The organism is Arthrobacter sp. KN11-1C, from assembly GCF_052180225.1.
Classification (GTDB): Bacteria; Actinomycetota; Actinomycetes; order Actinomycetales; family Micrococcaceae; genus Arthrobacter.
Map to the genome: position 1 here is coordinate 3,307,526 of NZ_CP197467.1, position 17,026 is coordinate 3,324,551.

Consider the following 17,026-nt stretch of genomic DNA (forward strand, 5'->3'; position numbering starts at 1 on the left):
CTTCCTGCCCTGTTTGGCCGCGCCCGTCAGGGCGCGACGGCGGCGGGCACCGCGTCTAGTCTGTTGCCGAGCGCCTGATGGATTCCCATAGCCCATCCACCCACGGCAGATTGGACGGGCTTCCGGAAGCCCCTGAGCTGGTGCTTCCACCGGGTGTTCCGGCGGGAACGTCGCCACCAAACACCCAGTAGCCTGCTTCACCCGGCATAACCATGTTAATGCGGTCCCGGGCTTGTTGTTTCACGTAGTTGGGGTCCTGCCACCGCGTGATCTGCTTCTGGAGGCTGGCTTGCTCGGCCTGCTTGCTCGCGATATCGGCTTCCAGGCCCGAGATTTCAGCCTTTTTCTCCAACCAGATCTTGACCGTGGGCGCGAGCATGATGGTGATCGCTATCATCACCACGGCGAGGGCAAGCATGCGGCCGGAGAACGCCTTCGCGGGCACGGGGCGCGCGCCGTGGTCCTTGGCCTGGTGGGTGGAGCCCGCGCCGGATGCCTTGCCGACAACCGGCGTGCTTCCTGGCCCGCCCGCAAGCGGACGTCCCGGTTTCGGGGCAGATCCGGCCTTTGTGCCGGACTGGCCCTTGCTGTGGGCGCTGCCTTCGGCCGTGGCATTGGACGGCGTCCTGGACCCGGCGTGAACGGCGCTTTCCTGTTGGGGCGCGGTTGCCTTGCGGGACTCGCCGAAATCGGCACGGATGACATGGCCGCCGTCGGTGTTCTTCTGGGGCGAGCGGCCGAGGGCATCTGCCCGGGGGACCTTGGGGCGGCGGGTGGCCATGACACTCCTGTAATGCCTGGTGCTTGCCTGGCGGGTTGCTGCGCGATGTGTGCCTCACGGAGCCTGCGGTTTGCCGAAGTGCTCGCACATTTCGTTAAACAGAACCGGTGGCTATGGTCTTTCCACCATAGCCACCGGTCAGCTGTTTCAGCGGATACTAGCCCTTGAAACGCGGGAACGCGCTGCGGCCGGCGTAGCGAGCGGCGTCGTCGAGTTCTTCTTCGATGCGCAGCAGCTGGTTGTACTTGGCGACGCGCTCGGAGCGGGCCGGGGCACCGGTCTTGATCTGGCCCGCGTTGGTGGCAACCGCGATGTCAGCAATGGTGGTGTCCTCGGTTTCGCCGGAGCGGTGCGAGGTGATGGTGGTGTAGCCCGAGCGCTGGGCCAGGGAAACGGCATCCAGGGTTTCGGTCAGGGAACCGATCTGGTTGACCTTGACGAGCAGGGAGTTGGCCGTGGCGGAGTCGATGCCCTGCTGCAGGCGGATCGGGTTGGTCACGAAGAGGTCGTCGCCGACCAGCTGGACCTTGTCACCGATGGTGTCGGTGAGGGTCTTCCAGCCTTCCCAGTCGTTTTCGTCCAGCGGGTCTTCGATGGAGACCAGCGGGTAGTCGGCAACGAGTTCGGCGTAGTAGGCGCTCATCTCGGTGGCCGAGAGTGCCTTGCCTTCGAACTGGTAGGCGCCGTCCTTGTAGAACTCGGAGGAGGCGACGTCCAGCGCGAGGGCGATGTCCTTGCCCGGGGTGTAGCCGGCGTTCTTGATGGCTTCCTGGATCAGGTCCAGTGCAGCGCGGTTGGAGGGCAGGTTCGGAGCGAAGCCGCCTTCGTCGCCGAGGCCGGTGGAGAGGCCCTTGGCCTGCAGGACCGACTTGAGGTTGTGGTAGACCTCAACGCCCCAGCGCAGGCCTTCGGAGAAAGTCTCGGCTCCGATCGGGGCGATCATGAATTCCTGGATGTCGACGTCGGAGTCGGCGTGGGAGCCACCGTTGAGGATGTTCATCAGCGGGACGGGCAGGACGTGGGCGTTCGGGCCGCCCAGGTACTTGTACAAGGGCAGGTCCGCGGAGGCGGCGGCTGCGTTGGCGACTGCGAGGGAAACGCCGAGGATGGCGTTGGCGCCGAGCTTGCCCTTGTTCGGGGTGCCGTCGAGGTCGATCATGGCCTGGTCGATGCTGCGCTGGTCCGTGGCGTCGAAACCGATCAGGGCCGGGGCGATTTCGTCGATGACCGCGTCAACGGCCTTCTGGACGCCCTTGCCGAGGTAACGGCCCTTGTCGCCGTCGCGCAGTTCAACGGCTTCGTGCTCACCGGTGGAAGCACCGGAGGGAACTGCCGCGCGGCCGATCTGGCCATCGGAAAGCAGAACTTCAACTTCTACTGTCGGGTTTCCGCGGGAATCGAGGATCTCGCGGGCGTGGATGGCATCGATAAGCGCCATGGACTGCTCCTTATGGTGAAGCGATTTACTGGGAATCTTGAGGGAAATTCTCGACGTCCTCGTCGCCACTAGCCTAGTCGAGACAGGCCAAGGTTACGGAACAGCGTCGGACCCCTCACGTTTTGTGGCATCGCCGTCGCGGCCCTGGTAGCGGCGGACTGCGGCGCGCAGGGCCCGTTCGGCGTCGAAACCCTTCTCCCTTGAGCCCGCGACGACGGCGAGCAGCAAGTCTCCAAGCTCAGCTTCGGAGTCGGGAACCTCCGCCGCCGCGACGGGACGGTCCCTGCGCTCCGGCCCGCCCGAACGTTCCGCACGCTCGGCGCGATCAAGCGACTTTTGCGCCAAGGCGAGGGCAGGAAGGTGCGGCGGGATGCCTTCGAAAGGATCCGAGCGCCCGGGCTTTTCGGCCTTCTTCACGGCGTCCCATTTTTTGACGATCTCCTCCACGGTGGCCGGGAAGGAATCCTGCAGGGATCCGTCAGGCCTGAAGACGTGGGGATTTCGCCGCACCATCTTTTCCGTGATGGTGCGGGCGACGTCGTCGAAGGTGAACTGTCCGCGTTCCTCGGCGAGCCGGGCGTGCAGCACCACTTGGAGGAGCACGTCGCCCAGCTCGCCGCGGAGTTCGTCGGCCGTGTCGGTGCCGGCCGCGCCAGCTTCGATCGAGTCGACCACTTCGTACGCTTCCTCGATCAGGTATTCGACGAGGGATTCGTGGGTCAGCGCCCCCATCCACGGGCAGTGCTCCCGCAAAGAGGCTATCGTCCCCAGCAACTCCCGGACCGCGCCTGCAGGGCTTTGTTCAGCCAAGGTTGGCGTAGGCGTCGTTGATGTACTCCACCAACGCTTCTTTTTCGTCGAGCGGCAGGAACGACGACTCGGCCGCGTTGAGGGTCAATTCGAGGAGGTCGTCGAGGTCGTAGTCGAAGGTCTCCACGAGAAGCTCGAACTCGTCCGTGAGGGTCACGCCGCTCATGAGCCGGTTGTCCGTGTTGATGGTGACGTTGAAGCCCAGCTGGTACAGCATGTCCAGCGGGTGGTTCTCGATGCCTTCGCCGAAGTTCGCGATGGCTCCGGTCTGCAGGTTGGACGAGGGGCAGATTTCCAGCGCAATTCCGCGATCGCGGACCCAGCCGGCCACCTCACCCAAGGTGACCATGCCGATGGTGTCCTCGGCGTCGTCGTCGGCTTCTTCGCCCTCGGCGTCCTCGAACTCAACCATGATGTCCTCGGCGATACGCACGCCGTGGCCCAGGCGCAGGGCCCGACCGTCCACCAGTGCGGATTGGATGCTGTCCAGGCCTGCGGCTTCGCCGGCGTGAACGGTGGCCGGAAAATTGTGCTCGGCCAGGTAGGTGAAAGCGTCCTTGAAGCGGGAAGGCAGGAAGCCGTCCTCGGCTCCAGCGATGTCGAAGCCGACGGCTCCGTTGTAGCGGTGGCGCACGGCGAGCTCGGCAATTTCCTGGCCGCGGTCCGCGTGGCGCATCGCGGTGATGAGCTGGCCCACCTGGATCTGGCGGCCGGACTCCTCGACGGAGTCCACGCCGGCGTCGAGACCTTCCTGGACCGCGTCCACAACCTCATCCAGGGTGAGGCCCTTCTGCAGGTGCTGCTCAGGTGCCCAACGGATCTCGCCGTACACGACGCCGTCGTCCGCGAGGTCCTCAACGAACTCCTTGGCGACCCGCGCCAGGCCTTCCTTGGTCTGCATGACGGCAATCGTGTGGTCGAAGGTTTCGAGGTAACGGACCAGGGAACCTGAATCCGCGGACTCACGGAACCACTGGCCCAGCGCTACGGGATCCGTGGACGGAAGGGTGTGGCCGACGGCCTCCGCCAGTTCGATGATGGTGGCCGGGCGCAGTCCCCCGTCCAGGTGATCGTGAAGGGAAACCTTCGGCAGGCTCTTCAGGTCGAAATCAAGGGCAGGGGCGGCATCAACAATAGGCTCAGTCACGTCTCAACTCTAGGGGGACGGAAGAGGCTTAGCCAGCAGGGTGTGAGCGCTCGACGCCGGCCGCCGCGTTAATCGCGGTCCCTTCGTCTGCTGCGGCTGCCTCCGCGGAAGCTGCTTCTTTTTTCTCCGCATCCTTCTTCTCGAGGTGCTTGTGCCACCAGCGCAGGGTGTGGTCCACGATGACGCCGAGGACCACGGCGAATGCCACGGCAATCCCCACGCCAAGGAGCGGGTTGTTGTGCACCCAGTGGCCGGCGAGCGATCCGACGCCGATCGAATAGACAACCCACGTGAAGCAAGCGAAGGCATCCAGGAAGAAGAAGGTCTTGTGGCGGAATCCGGTCTGTCCGGCGACGTAGTTCACCGCTACGCGGCCCCAGGGGATGTACCGGGCCGTGAAGATGAGGACGGCGCCGCGTTTGTCCAGCTCGTAGTGTGCCCACGCGAACATCTTCTGGACCTTGGGCTTGCGCATCCATTTCCAGCGGTCCAGGCCGATCTTGCGGCCCAGCATGTAGGCCATGTTGTCGCCGGCCATGGCCCCGACAAGCGCGGTAGCGCCGAGGAGCCACAGGTTGGGCTCGCCCCGGTGCATCGCGAGGGCCGAGAGCCCGACGATGGCCGTCTCACTGGGAAGGATCGTGGCAAAGCCGTCGATGAAAAAGAAAACCAGGAGCACCGGGTAGATCCACGGTTGCCCGGCGGCATGCTCGAGCATGTGGTTCATGAATTCCACGCAGGCATTGCTCCTCAAGGAAAGTCACGCGGTTGCGCGACACAGATCGCTATCCAGTGTCCCACGGCCGGGACGTCGTTCGCTACGCCCCAGCCGATCGGGATCACAAGTTAAGGCTAACTCGCAAGTCACACCCGCGGCGTCCCCCTGTGGACGGATCTTCCGGTCCCATGGGAGTCATACCCAGGGAGGAGACGGCGCCACCTAGGCCGCCCTGTCTCACATGACGGCTTCCTCTTCGGGCTCCCCGGTCTCTTCGTCCTCTTCAGTAGCGGGCGTGTCCCCGCGGACCTTGCTGATGATCCTGTCCACGATGATTCCGAGGATGACGGCCGCGACGATCGCGATGATCGCCCCGAGCAGGTGGTTGTGCTCGAACCATTGGCCGAAGAACAATCCGATCGCCACCGAGTAGCTGGCCCACAGAACGGCGGACATGGCCGTGAGGGCCACAAAAATGCGCCGCGGGAATCCGGTTGCGCCTGCTGTGAGGTTGACCGCCACGCGGCCGATGGGGATGAACCGGGCCACCATGATCAGTGACGCGGCCCGGCGTCGAAGTTCCCCGCCGGCCCAGCGAAAGGCGCTTTGCATCCTTGGAGAACGCATCCACCCCCAGCGGCGGACACCTATCTTGCGCCCGATCGCGTAGGCGATGTTGTCGCCCGTGAAAGCCGCGAGGGCGCCCACCAGGATCAGCAGCCACGTGTTGGGCGTCCCGGCCGTCGCGGAAACGGCAGCGAGCCCCACCACCACGGACTCGCTGGGGATGGGCGGGAAGAAACCGTCGATCACGCAGCAGGCAAAAACCAGGAGCAAGACCCAAGGCTGCCCGGCTGCCGCGAGGATGAAGTCGTTGATGGCCTGCACGGTCTTCCCAACGAATGGCCGCAGGGATTGTCTCCCGGGCATCCGAAAATGCCCGGGAGGACAGCAGCTAGGAGATCCGGTCGATGATGAGCCGTTGCGCCGGCCGTGAGCCTTCCGGCGCGATGAGCACGGCACCTTCCAGGGCTTCCTTGGCCCTTTCGAACTTTTCCGGGGTGTCGGTCAGGAGGGTCATGAGTGGCTCCCCTGCCCGGACCAAGGCACCAGGTTTGGCATGCATCCGCACCCCTGCACCGGCCTGGACGATGTCTTCCTTCCGGGCACGTCCGGCGCCGAGGCGCCACGCGGCCACGCCCACGGACAAGGCGTCGAGCTCCACCAGGACGCCGTCTGCCGGAGCCGGGATGATCTCGGATTCCTTCGCGACGGGCAGGGCGGCGCGCGGGTCGCCGCCCTGGGCTTCGATCATGCGGTTCCAGACGTCCATCGCGCGTCCGTCCTTGAGGGCGGCCGCGGGGTCGGCGTCGTGCACGCCGGCACAGGCGAGCATCTCCTCCGCCAGCCTGACGGTCAGCTCGACGACGTCTTCCGGACCGCCGCCCGCGAGCACCTCCACCGATTCCTCCACCTCGATGGCGTTGCCCGCGGTCAAGCCCAGCGGGGTGCCCATGTTGGTCAGGAGGGCCACGGTGTTGACGCCCGCGTCCTTGCCGAGGGCGACCATGGTTTCGGCCAGCTCGCGGGCACGGGCTTCGTCCTTCATGAACGCCCCGGACCCGACCTTCACATCGAGCACGAGGGAGCCCGTGCCTTCGGCGATCTTCTTGCTCATGATGGACGAGGCGATCAAGGGAATGGCTTCCACTGTGCCCGTGACGTCGCGCAAGGCGTAGAGCTTCTTGTCCGCCGGAGCCAAGCCCGTGCCGGCGGCGCAGATGACCGCACCCACGTCCTGCAGCTGGGCAAGGATTTCCTCGTTGCTCAGGTTCGCCCGCCACCCGGGAATGGCTTCGAGCTTGTCGAGGGTACCGCCCGTGTGGCCCAGTCCCCTGCCCGAAAGCTGGGGAACCGCCACACCGAAGACTGCCACCAACGGCGCCAGCGGAAGCGTGATCTTGTCCCCGACACCCCCGGTGGAGTGTTTGTCGGTGGTGGCCTTCATGCCGCCGTCGGGACGCCGGAGGCTGGAGAAGTCCATCCGTTCGCCCGAGGCGATCATCGCCTCGGTCCAGCGTGAGATCTCGGCACGATCCATCCCGTTGAGCAGGATGGCCATGTTCAGGGCCGCCATCTGCTCGTCGGCGATGACGCCGCGGGTGTAGGCATCGATGGTCCAGTCAATCTGCTCCGGGCTCAGGGTGCCCTTGTCCCGTTTGATGCTGATGATCTGGACGGCATCAAACGCTTCACTCTGTGTCACAGGTTCTCCTCCAGGTTGTCGGGACCGAATGCATCCGGCAGCACTTGGTCCATGGTCTTGATGCCCTGCGTGGTCATGAGTTGCATGCCGGGTGCCCGGAATTCATAGAGCAATTGCCTGCAACGGCCACACGGCATGAGGACATTGCCCTTCGCGTCCACGCAATAGAACGCCCGCAACCTGCCGCCGCCACCCATATGGAGGTCTCCCACGAGGGCACACTCGGCGCACAAAGTGAGTCCGTAGCTGGCGTTCTCCACGTTGCAACCGCTCACGATCCGTCCGTCCTCGGTGAGGGCAGCGGCCCCCACCGGGAACTTCGAATAGGGAGCGTAGGCCTTCCCCATGGCGGCGACCGCGGCGGCCTCGAGGACCGCCCAGTCCACTTCGGTATCCGCCACGGTCAGCCCTTGACGTACGGTATGCCGCTTGCCGCCGGTGGCCGGGACCTGCCCACCAATCCGGCGACGGCGAAGACCGTGAGGGCGTAAGGCAGCATGGCCATGAACTGGCTCGGCACGGGCGATCCGATGATGGTGATGACGCTCTGGAGGTTGTCCGCGAAGCCGAACAGCAACGCGGCCAGGAAGGCACCGATCGGGTTCCAGCGCCCGAAGATCAGCGCCGCCAGGGCGATGTACCCGCGGCCACCCGACATGTCCTTGCTGAAGGCATCCACGGAGACGAGCGTGAAGAACGAGCCGCCGATGCCCGCGATCGCACCGCCCATGAGCACGTTCCAGAAACGGGTCCGGTTGACATTGATGCCCACGGTGTCGGCCGCCTGCGGGTGCTCGCCGACAGCCCTCACGCGCAGTCCCCACTTCGTGTGGAAGAGGCCAAGGTAGACCACGATCACGGCGACGTACATCAAATAGCCCACGAGGGACTGGTGGAACAGGATGGGGCCGATGATGGGGATGTCGGACAGGAAGGGAATGTCCACGGGAGGCAGGCGCCCCGGCTTGTTGAGCCCGTCCGGGTCAGCCGTCAGCAGCGTCGAAAAGAGGAAGCTCGTCAGTCCACTGATGAGGACGTTGAGCACGACGCCCACGATGATCTGGTTGACGAGGTACTTGATGCTGACCACGGCCAGGACCAAGGAAACAAGCGCCCCGGCTACGGCAGCCGCGACCAGTCCGGCGTAGACATTGTGGGTCACCGTGGCAACAACAGCTGCGGAAAACGCTCCCAGCAGGAGTTGCCCTTCAATGGCGATGTTGACCACGCCGACGCGTTCGCACAGGACGCCGGAGAGGGATCCGAAGACCAGCGGCACGGCAAGGGTGACGGATCCTGCGATCAGTCCGGCGAGCGAGATGGACGGCTCATCGCCGTTTCCGCCAGCCACGATCCAGACCATGAACCCGATGAGGAACACTGCGGCAAAAGTACCGCCTACCCAGCGGGGGGTGGCCTTCTTCGCCTGGGTCAGGTACACCGTGTAACCGGCCAGGCCCAGGAGAATCACCGAAGCGATCCAGCCGATGGCCGTGGAAGGAAGCGTGATCTTGGAAACCTTCGCCACTCCCAGCGCGGCGAGTCCAAGGACCACCACTGCGGCGACGGTGGATGGCGGCAACCAACCCGGCACTGAAGCTGAACCCGAGGCGCGGCCCGAACCTGCAGCGCGGCCTGAACGACGGCGGGCGAACCACAGGTATCCGAGCCCGACCGAAAGCAGCAGGGCCAGGATGAACGTAACCAACGCGGCAACACTGGAGGCCGCTTCATTGGCCGCCTCGGCAATGCCGAAGCCTGCCGACTTCGAATCGGACATGAACCCGAACAGCACGGTGCCCAGGATTGCGAGCAGCGACAGTCCGATTCCGGCCTTCCAGCTCACCAGCTCGGTGGCACCGGTTTTCCCGGGGAGCGCAGGGGCGTTACCGGCGGGTGTGCCACCGCCGAACTGAGTTGTTGTGGTGCTCATGCTGTTGCAGCTCCGCTCTCGATTTTTCCGGAGGGCATGGTTCCGGAGCCGGGGCCGCCAGTGGCCTTCTTCTTTTTCCGTGGGTTCAGTCCGAAGATCGCGCGCACCAGCGGCGGGGCCGCGATGAACAGGACGATCAGGGACTGGATGACCAAAACAATGTCGATGGGGGTCTGGGTTTCAGCCTGCATCGCGACACCTCCCGCACGGAAGGCGCCGAACAAGAGCCCCGCGAAGAAGGTTCCCCAGGGCGTCGAACGGCCCAGCAACGCGACCGTGATTGCGTCGAACCCGATGGACGCCGCGACGCCGCCACTGAGGTATTTCTCCGTTCCGGATACCTGCGCAATGCCGGCCAGGCCCGCAAGCGCGCCCGCGATCGCCATCACAAGGATCACGGTGCGGGGAACATTGATTCCGGCGGTGCGTGCCGCGCTCTGGTTGGCGCCCACAGCCCGGAATTCAAAGCCGAGCGTGGAACGCTTCAGGAGCCACCACACGAAAACCGTCGCGAGCACGGCCAGGAGGAAGCCTGCATGGAGCCTGAACTGGGGCCCGAGCAACTCCGGAAACAGTGCCGACTGGTCCAGGAAGGGCGAGATCGGGTTGGTCGAACCCTTTCGCTGGAAGGCCGGAGTTGTGAGGAGGAACAGGAGCAGGAAGTTGGCGATGTAGTTCAGCATGATGGTCACGATGACCTCATGCGCCCCGGTACGGGCCTTGAGGAGGCCGACGACGCCGCCCCACACCGCGCCGCCGACGAATCCGGCAACGATGACAAGCAGCAGGTGGACCAGGAAAGGCAAGTGCCAGGTGAATCCCACGTAGGCGCCGAACAGGGCGCCGAAAATGATCTGGCCTTGCGCGCCGATGTTGAACAATCCTGCGCGGAAGGCCAAGGCCACGCCGAGTCCTGCCAGGATCAGGGGCGTTGAGACCGTCAGGGTTTCAGTGATCGGGTACAGCTGGGCTGAGATGTCGGCACCGGCCCAGTTGAAGATCGACCCTTGGACGAGTGCCACGTAGGGCCTGAAGACCTCGGTGAGCATGTCCCCCGGCTGCGCGAAGAAATAGCCGGCCGTTTCAGCCACTTTGGGGTTGGTCACGGCCATCAGGATTCCGCCGAGCACAATCGCGAGGAGCACCGACAAAACCGAGACCATGGCATTTCCGGTCACGATCTGCCTGAAGACCGAACCACCGGCGGCGTGCGGGATCTGCCCGCCCTGGCTGGTGGCCGGTATGACCGACGGGGCCATGGCACCATCCGCCGTGTCCAGCGCGACATCCAGGACGACCTCGTCGTCCAATGTCTCCGGGCGCTCCGGCTCGACGTCGTTTTCCTGTCGAGGGGTGTTGGACTCAGACATGTGTTCCTCCCTCGAGGGTCTTGTGTGCAGTCAGTTCTGCCTCATGTTCCGGAACGCCTGCCATCATCAAGCCCAGCACATCGCGCGAAGTGCCGGCGGGAACGATCCCGACCAGCTTTCCCCGGTAGAGAACGGCGATCCTGTCAGCGAGTTCGAGTACTTCGTCGAGTTCCGTGGACACGATCATCACGGGAGTTCCGTTGTCCCGTTCGGCGATGACCCGTTTGTGCACGAATTCGATGGAGCCGACGTCAAGGCCCCGGGTGGGTTGCGATGCGATGAAGAGCCTCAATGGCCTGGACAGCTCCCTGGCCAGGACCACCTTTTGCTGGTTGCCGCCGGAAAGCGTGCCCACGGCGACGTCGATCGACGGCGTCCGGACATCGAACTCTTCGACCTTCTTCTCCGCGTGGGCAGCAATCAAGGCCGGCTTCATGCCGATGCCTTGGGCAAAAGGAGGCTTGTCGTAGAGGTCCAGGACCATGTTCTCGGAAATGGAGAACGTTCCTACCAGTCCGTCGATCTTGCGGTCCTCGGGGACGAATCCGACGCCGGCGGAAAGGACCTGCTTGACGCTCTTGCCGAGCAGTTCGACGTCGTCCAGGACGATGGACCCGGTGACGTGCGGCTGGACGCCGAGGATGGCTTCCGTGAGCTCCGTCTGGCCGTTGCCTTGGACACCGGCGATGGCCAGCACTTCACCCTTGGCGATGTCGAAACTCAGGCCGTCCACGACGTGCTGGCCATTGTGGTCGACAACAGTCAGGTCGCGGACCTTGAACGTCGCCTCGCCCGGTTGGGCAGGCTTCTTTTCCAGCGTCAGGCTGACTGCCCGGCCCACCATCGCCGAGGCGAGTTCGGTCGGGGAGGCGGAGGGGTCGGCCGAGCCCACCACTTTCCCTCGTCGGATCACCGTGATGATGTCCGAAATTTCCTTGACCTCACGGAGCTTGTGCGAAATGAAGACAATTGATTTTCCGGCGGCCTTGAGCTGCCGGATGATGTCCAGGAGCTCATCGGTTTCCTGCGGAGTGAGCACCGCGGTCGGTTCGTCGAGAATCAGGACTTCGGCGTCGCGCACCAGCGCCTTGATGATCTCGACCCGTTGCTGCACGCCCACGGGCAGGTCTTCCACGAGGGCATCGGGGTCGACGTGGAATCCGTACTGCTTGGAAATCTCGGAGATCTTGCGGCGGGTTTCATCCAGGTTCAGGAAGCCGGCTGCCTTGGTGGCTTCGTTTCCCAACGCGACATTCTCGGCCACGGTGAACACCGGAATCAGCATGAAGTGCTGGTGGACCATTCCAATCCCGGCCGCCATGGCATCGCCGGGGCCCTTGAAGACCACCGGCTTGCCGTCAACCAGGATTTCGCCCTCGCTGGGGTCGTAGAGTCCGTAAAGGACATTCATCAGGGTGGATTTACCGGCACCGTTTTCGCCCAGGAGGCAGTGGACTTGGCCGGGTTCAACCACCAGATCGATGTGGTCATTGGCTACGAGGGATCCGAAGCGCTTCGTGATCCCTTTCAGTTCGAGTTTCAAAACTCCAACCCATCTATAAAGGATGGCTCCTCGTCATCACCGTGCTCCCAGCATAGTGCTCGGCCAAGGAGTGTCGAAGAGCAAATTGAGGGCAACGCAGAACGCGCTGCCCTTCTGCCAAAACTCGGCTGAAGGGCAGCGCGACGCGGTTTAGCCCGGATTATTACTTGGGGCTGGACTTCGATTCGACCTTGACTGCGCCGGAGATGATGTCCTTCTTCAACTGGTCAAGATCGCTCTTCATGTCAGCCGGAACTGCGGAGTCGAGATCATGGAACGGGGCAAGCGCCACGCCCCCGTTGTCGAGCGTGCCGACGTACGGGCTGGGATCGAACTTGCCGTCCTTGTCGGCCTTGATGACCGTTTCGACGGCGGTCGCCATGGTCTTCTGCACAGAGGTCAGGATGACCGACTTGTACGCGGGTGCGGTCAGGTAGCCGTCCGAGTCGACCCAGATCAGCTTTGCGTCCGTGCCCTTTGCCTTGGCGTCAAGGATCGCGCTTCCGGCGCCCGCTCCAACCGGACCAGCGACGGGAAGGACGACGTCGGCTCCCTGGTCCAGGAATCCCTGGGTGAGGACCTTGCCCTTGTCCACCTGCTTGAAGTCGCCGACGAAGGTGCCGTCCTGCTTGTCCTTGTCCCAGCCGAGCAGCTGGACGGACTTGCCCTTCTTCTGGTTGTAGTACTTCACGCCGTCGGAGAATCCGTCCATGAAGATGCTCACGGTGGGGATGTTGAGGCCACCGAACGTGGCGACCTTGCCCGTCTTGGACGTGCCGGCGGCGAGGTACCCGGCGAGGAAGGCGGCCTGGGCCGTGTCATAGACAATTGGCTTGACGTTCTTCGGGAAGGTGGGGTCCGAGTAGTCGATGATGGCGAAGTGGCTGTTCGGGTTCGCCGTCGCGATGTTCTTCGTGGCGTCGCCCAGGAGGAAGCCGACAGTCACCGTCAGCTTGCAGCCTTGCTGGACCATGGAACGGAGGTTGGGGTCGTAGTCCGTGTCTGCCTTGGACTGGACGTGCTTCTCCTGGATGCTCAGGTCCTTGGCTGCCGCCTGAAGGCCTTCGTAGCCCGACTGGTTGAACGACTTGTCATCGAAGCCGCCGGAGTCGGACACCATGCATGCGGTGTAGTCCGACTTGGTGGCGCTGCCTGAGCTCGACGCAGACGGTGCGCTACCGCAGCCTGCCAGCAAAAGTGCAGCGGCGCCCGCAGTTGCGACGCCCGCAAATGAACCGCGCTTTAATGTGGCACGCAGTGATTGCTTCAATTTTCCTCCAGGAAGAAAGTTATTGATGCTACGACAGTCGGTCAATGAGTGTCCGTTTCGAAAACTCGAGTCTGAAATTCTGTTTTCACTGATGCTTCGCAGCACTGCGCCTGGGGCGCACTGATGGCTCAACTTTAGTGGGATTGAACACACCCGGGTAACACAAAAGCCCAACAACCCGAAGATTGTTGGGCTTTTGTTACCAAGCAGTAGTGGAACTCCCAGCCAACAGTCCTAGGATGCCCGCTCACCAAGGCGGACCAGCATCTTGCCTGTGTTGGCTCCGTCCAAGAGATCGATGAAAGCCTGCGGTGCGTTTTCCAGCCCGTCAACGATCGTCTCGTCGTAGCGGACCGTTCCGTCGGCCAGCCATTCGGCCATCTTCCCGCCGAACTCGGCGGCGTGTTGGCGCTGGCCGCTGACGAGGAAGCCGCGGAGGGTCAGTTGCTTCCCGATGGCCACGGCCAGGTTCCGCGGGCCAGGCGTGGGCTCGGTGGAGTTGTACTGCGAAATGGCGCCGCACATTGCGACGCGTCCGCCGACGGTGAGCACTGCGAGGGCAGCCTCCAAGTGCTCACCGCCCACGTTGTCGAAGTAGACATCGATGCCCCGCTCCCCCGCGGCCTCACGAAGCTGCTTCGCCACCGGACCATCGTGGTAGTCGAAGGCCGCGTCGAAGCCAAGTTCCAGCAGGCGAGCCACCTTCTCCGGAGAACCGGCGCTGCCGATCACCTTGGAGGCGCCCATCGCCTTGGCGACCTGGCCGACAATCGAACCTACTGCGCCTGCGGCACCGGAAACGAAGACGACGTCACCGGTCTTGAACTCAGCCACTTTGAGCAGCCCGGCATACGCCGTCAGGCCCGTCATGCCAAGCGCTCCGAGGAACGCCGACGTCGGCGCCAGGCCGGCCGGAACCGGCGTCACGGTTGCCGCATCCACGACGGAATATTCGCGCCAGCCGAGCTGGTGCACGACGACGTCGCCCACCTTGAGCGACTCGGAACGGGACGCGATCACCTCACCCACCGCACCGCCGTCGAGCGCTGCGTCGAGCTGGAAAGGCGCCGAATAGGACTTCGCGTCGTTCATCCGGCCGCGCATGTAGGGATCGACGGACATGAACTCGTTGCGGACCAGGATCTGGCCGTCCTGAAGCTCCGGCAGATCGGTCTCGGCCAAGCGGAAGTTCTCCGTGGCCGGCCGTCCCTGCGGACGGGAGGCCAGCTGGATTTCGCGGGTGCGTGTGGGAAGTGCGGCGCTCATGCGGCCACCTCCACGAGCTTGATGTCGACGGCGATGTTCCCGCGGGTCGCGTTGGAGTAGGGGCAGATCTGGTGGGCCTTGGCCACGAGCTCCTCGGCGGTTTCCCGGTCGAGGGCGGGCAGTGCGATCTCGAGTTCGGCGGCGAGTCCGTAGCCTTCACGATCTTCCAGGGCACCGAAGTGGATCTTGGCGGCCACGGCGGAATCGCTGAGATCCACGCGTGCCTTCCGTCCTACCAACCGCAGCGCCGAGTGGAAGCATGCCGCGTATCCGGCGGCGAAGAGTTGCTCGGGGTTGGTGCCCTGGCCGTTCCCGCCCAGTTCCACCGGGCTGGCCAGAGTCACGTCCAGCTTGCCGTCATTGGTGCGTGCACTGCCTTCGCGGCCTTCACCGGAGGCAAGCGCCTCCGCTATGTACAAAGTCTTCACTGTGGTTCCTTTTCCTTCGATGGGATGGACGTGTTGGGATGGACGATCAGATGGCTGAATGGAGGGCGGCGGTGAGCCGGCCCAGGGTGTCGTGAAGCTGCGCAAGCTCGGCAGCGCTCAGGCCTGCGGCGTCGGCGAGCCGTTGCGGTACGGCCCCGGCCCGTGCGCTGAGGGCCCGCCCGGCATCGCTCAAGTGGATCTCGACGCGACGCTCGTCCTCGGTTGAACGCAAGCGTTCCACGAGGCCCAGGGCTTCAAGCCTCTTGAGAAGTGGCGACAACGTGCCCGAATCGAGCCCCAGCTCGGTACCCAGTTCGCGGACGCTTCTGGGCTCGTCCTCCCAGAGCACCAGCATCACGAGGTACTGCGGATATGTCAGTCCAAGCTCGTCCAGCACCGGGCGGTAGACGGCCGTAGCCGCCTTCGAGGCGGAATAGAGCGCGAAACAGACCTGGCGGTCGAGGCGGGGAGCTTCACTCATGGGTATAACCCTAGCTCACAATTAAATTGTGCACAACCTAAATGGTTCCGCAACGCCCGCTCACAAACAAGCCCGACCCCACCGACGCCCGCTCACAAACAAGCCCGAACGGCGGGATCCTCGCGCAGATCCTCTGGGCGAGGGTCCGCCTGAATGACGGCATAGGTGAGCGAGCGTTTCCCGAAAAACCCACATAGGTGAGCGAGCGTCCGCCTGAATGACGGCATAGGTGAGCGAGCGTTTCCCGAAAAACCCACATAGGTGAGCGGGCGTCGGCCGTTCGACCGGCAAAGGTGAGCGAGCATTTCCCGAAAAACCCACATAAGTGAGCGGGCGTCGCAGTGAGTGGATGCCGGTTGATGCGGAGGGTCTTAGAGATCCCGGATGGTTCGCAGCGCGGCGGCGGCCAGGACTTGGATCGCGAAGCCGAGGGCACGCTCGTCCACGATGAAGTCGCCGCGGTGGAGATCGTATTCTTCGCCACCGGGCGTGTGGGTTCCGAGGCGCATCATGGCGCCTGGCAGGTCGGCGAGGAACCAGGCAAAGTCCTCACCACCCATGGACTGCGGCGTCAGGACGACGGCGTGCTCGCCGAGTTCCGCACGGGCCGCGGCCTCAATGATCGCGGTCTCGTGTTCCGAGTTCACCACGGGAGGGACGCCCCGGGTGTGCTCGAGGTGTACGTCCACCCCGTACGGCGCAGCGACTTGCTGGACGACGTCGTCGAGCAGTTCCCCGGCGCTATGCCAGGCGTCGCGGTCCAGGCAACGCATGGTGCCTGCCATGTAGCCGTTGGCGGGGATGGCGTTGGGCGCGGAACCTGCCGTGATCTGGCCCCACACCACCGACACACCGCTGCGCACGTCCACGCGCCGGGACAGGACGGCCGGAACGTTGACGGCGATTTGGGCCAGCGCGAAGACCAGGTCTTCGGTCAGGTGCGGACGGGATGTATGGCCGCCGCGTCCGGTCAGTTCGATCTTGATGGTGTCCGAGGCGGAGGTGATGGCGCCGATGCGGGTACCGATCTTGCCGACGTTGATGCGCGGATCGCAGTGCAGCGCCAGAATCCGCGGGACACCCTGGAGCACGCCTTGCTCGATGCATGACAACGCCCCGCCGGGCATGGTTTCCTCTGCCGGCTGGAAGATGATGCGCACCGTTCCGCCCAAGGCGGATTCCTGGTGCATGGCGTGCAGCACCAAAGCGATGCCGAGCATGCTGGTGGTGTGGACGTCATGCCCGCACGCGTGGGTGACGCCGTGGTTCTTCGACGCGAACGGAAGCCCGGTCTCTTCGATGATGGGGAGAGCGTCGATGTCTCCTCGAAGGGCCGTGGCGATCGGCCCTTCGCCGACGTCGACCGTCAGCCCCGAGCCCTCCAGCCGACGGGGTTCAAGTCCGGCCGCCTCGAGCCGTTCAACCAGCTTGTCCGTGGTACGGAATTCCTTGAAGGAAAGTTCGGGGTGCGCATGCAAGTCCCTCCGGAATTCGATGAGTTCCGGCAAGAGATCGTCAAGCCACGGCTTCACCACGGGGGTCGGCTCGGTTTCGGTAGTGAAATTGCGCACCTCA

General features: G+C 64.2%; 16 protein-coding genes. All 16 read right to left on the reverse strand.

Translation table 11 applies throughout. The annotated features are described in order from the left end of the window. Positions 1-55: 55 nt before the first annotated feature. Positions 56-781, reverse strand: coding sequence for an FtsB family cell division protein (locus tag ACSBOX_RS15450; protein WP_442543233.1), 726 nt, complete (start codon positions 779-781; stop codon positions 56-58). A gap of 157 nt (positions 782-938) precedes the next feature. Continuing rightward, positions 939-2,219 carry a phosphopyruvate hydratase gene (gene eno / locus ACSBOX_RS15455; RefSeq protein WP_306961132.1) on the reverse strand — a complete coding sequence of 427 codons (1,281 nt, stop codon included), beginning with the start codon at positions 2,217-2,219 and terminating at the stop codon, positions 939-941. 93 nt (positions 2,220-2,312) lie between these two features. Continuing rightward, positions 2,313-2,951 (reverse strand): MazG nucleotide pyrophosphohydrolase domain-containing protein, encoded by a 639-nt coding sequence (locus ACSBOX_RS15460; protein ID WP_442543234.1) that lies wholly within the window; start codon positions 2,949-2,951, stop codon positions 2,313-2,315. Positions 2,952-3,021: 70 nt separating this feature from the next. Then, positions 3,022-4,176, reverse strand: a complete 1,155-nt coding sequence (locus tag ACSBOX_RS15465) for an adenosine deaminase (RefSeq protein WP_442543235.1) — start codon at positions 4,174-4,176, stop codon at positions 3,022-3,024. A gap of 28 nt (positions 4,177-4,204) precedes the next feature. Continuing rightward, positions 4,205-4,894, reverse strand: coding sequence for a DedA family protein (locus ACSBOX_RS15470; RefSeq protein ID WP_442546043.1), 690 nt, complete (start codon positions 4,892-4,894; stop codon positions 4,205-4,207). Between the two features lie 237 nt (positions 4,895-5,131). Then, positions 5,132-5,782 carry a DedA family protein gene (locus ACSBOX_RS15475; RefSeq protein ID WP_442543236.1) on the reverse strand — a complete coding sequence of 217 codons (651 nt, stop codon included), beginning with the start codon at positions 5,780-5,782 and terminating at the stop codon, positions 5,132-5,134. A gap of 67 nt (positions 5,783-5,849) precedes the next feature. Continuing rightward, positions 5,850-7,160 (reverse strand): thymidine phosphorylase, encoded by a 1,311-nt coding sequence (locus tag ACSBOX_RS15480; protein WP_442543237.1) that lies wholly within the window; start codon positions 7,158-7,160, stop codon positions 5,850-5,852. After that, complete coding sequence (locus tag ACSBOX_RS15485; protein WP_242598809.1) at positions 7,157-7,507, reverse strand: cytidine deaminase; 351 nt, start codon at positions 7,505-7,507, stop codon at positions 7,157-7,159. Before ACSBOX_RS15485 ends, ACSBOX_RS15480 begins: the two co-directional genes overlap by 4 nt. Before the next feature lie 56 nt (positions 7,508-7,563). Then, positions 7,564-9,093: an ABC transporter permease gene (locus ACSBOX_RS15490; RefSeq protein WP_442543238.1), complete on the reverse strand. Its 1,530-nt coding sequence runs from the start codon at positions 9,091-9,093 to the stop codon at positions 7,564-7,566. Continuing rightward, positions 9,090-10,463, reverse strand: coding sequence for an ABC transporter permease (locus ACSBOX_RS15495; RefSeq protein WP_442543239.1), 1,374 nt, complete (start codon positions 10,461-10,463; stop codon positions 9,090-9,092). Before ACSBOX_RS15495 ends, ACSBOX_RS15490 begins: the two co-directional genes overlap by 4 nt. Beyond that, positions 10,456-12,006, reverse strand: coding sequence for an ABC transporter ATP-binding protein (locus ACSBOX_RS15500; RefSeq protein ID WP_442543240.1), 1,551 nt, complete (start codon positions 12,004-12,006; stop codon positions 10,456-10,458). Before ACSBOX_RS15500 ends, ACSBOX_RS15495 begins: the two co-directional genes overlap by 8 nt. A 163-nt stretch (positions 12,007-12,169) precedes the next feature. Further along, complete coding sequence (locus ACSBOX_RS15505) at positions 12,170-13,276, reverse strand: BMP family lipoprotein (protein ID WP_284981093.1); 1,107 nt, start codon at positions 13,274-13,276, stop codon at positions 12,170-12,172. A 234-nt stretch (positions 13,277-13,510) separates the two neighbouring features. After that, entirely contained in the window at positions 13,511-14,542 is a 1,032-nt protein-coding gene (locus ACSBOX_RS15510; RefSeq protein ID WP_442543241.1) for an NADP-dependent oxidoreductase, read from the reverse strand. Then, positions 14,539-14,970 carry an organic hydroperoxide resistance protein gene (locus ACSBOX_RS15515; RefSeq protein ID WP_442543242.1) on the reverse strand — a complete coding sequence of 144 codons (432 nt, stop codon included), beginning with the start codon at positions 14,968-14,970 and terminating at the stop codon, positions 14,539-14,541. Before ACSBOX_RS15515 ends, ACSBOX_RS15510 begins: the two co-directional genes overlap by 4 nt. A gap of 46 nt (positions 14,971-15,016) precedes the next feature. Continuing rightward, a complete protein-coding gene (locus ACSBOX_RS15520) occupies positions 15,017-15,451 on the reverse strand; it encodes a MarR family winged helix-turn-helix transcriptional regulator (protein ID WP_442543243.1) in 435 nt (144 codons plus the stop codon). 371 nt (positions 15,452-15,822) lie between these two features. After that, the gene (locus ACSBOX_RS15525; protein WP_442543244.1) at positions 15,823-17,022 is read right to left on the reverse strand and encodes an amidohydrolase; all 1,200 of its coding nucleotides are present in this window, start codon (positions 17,020-17,022) and stop codon (positions 15,823-15,825) included. Positions 17,023-17,026: the final 4 nt, after the last annotated feature.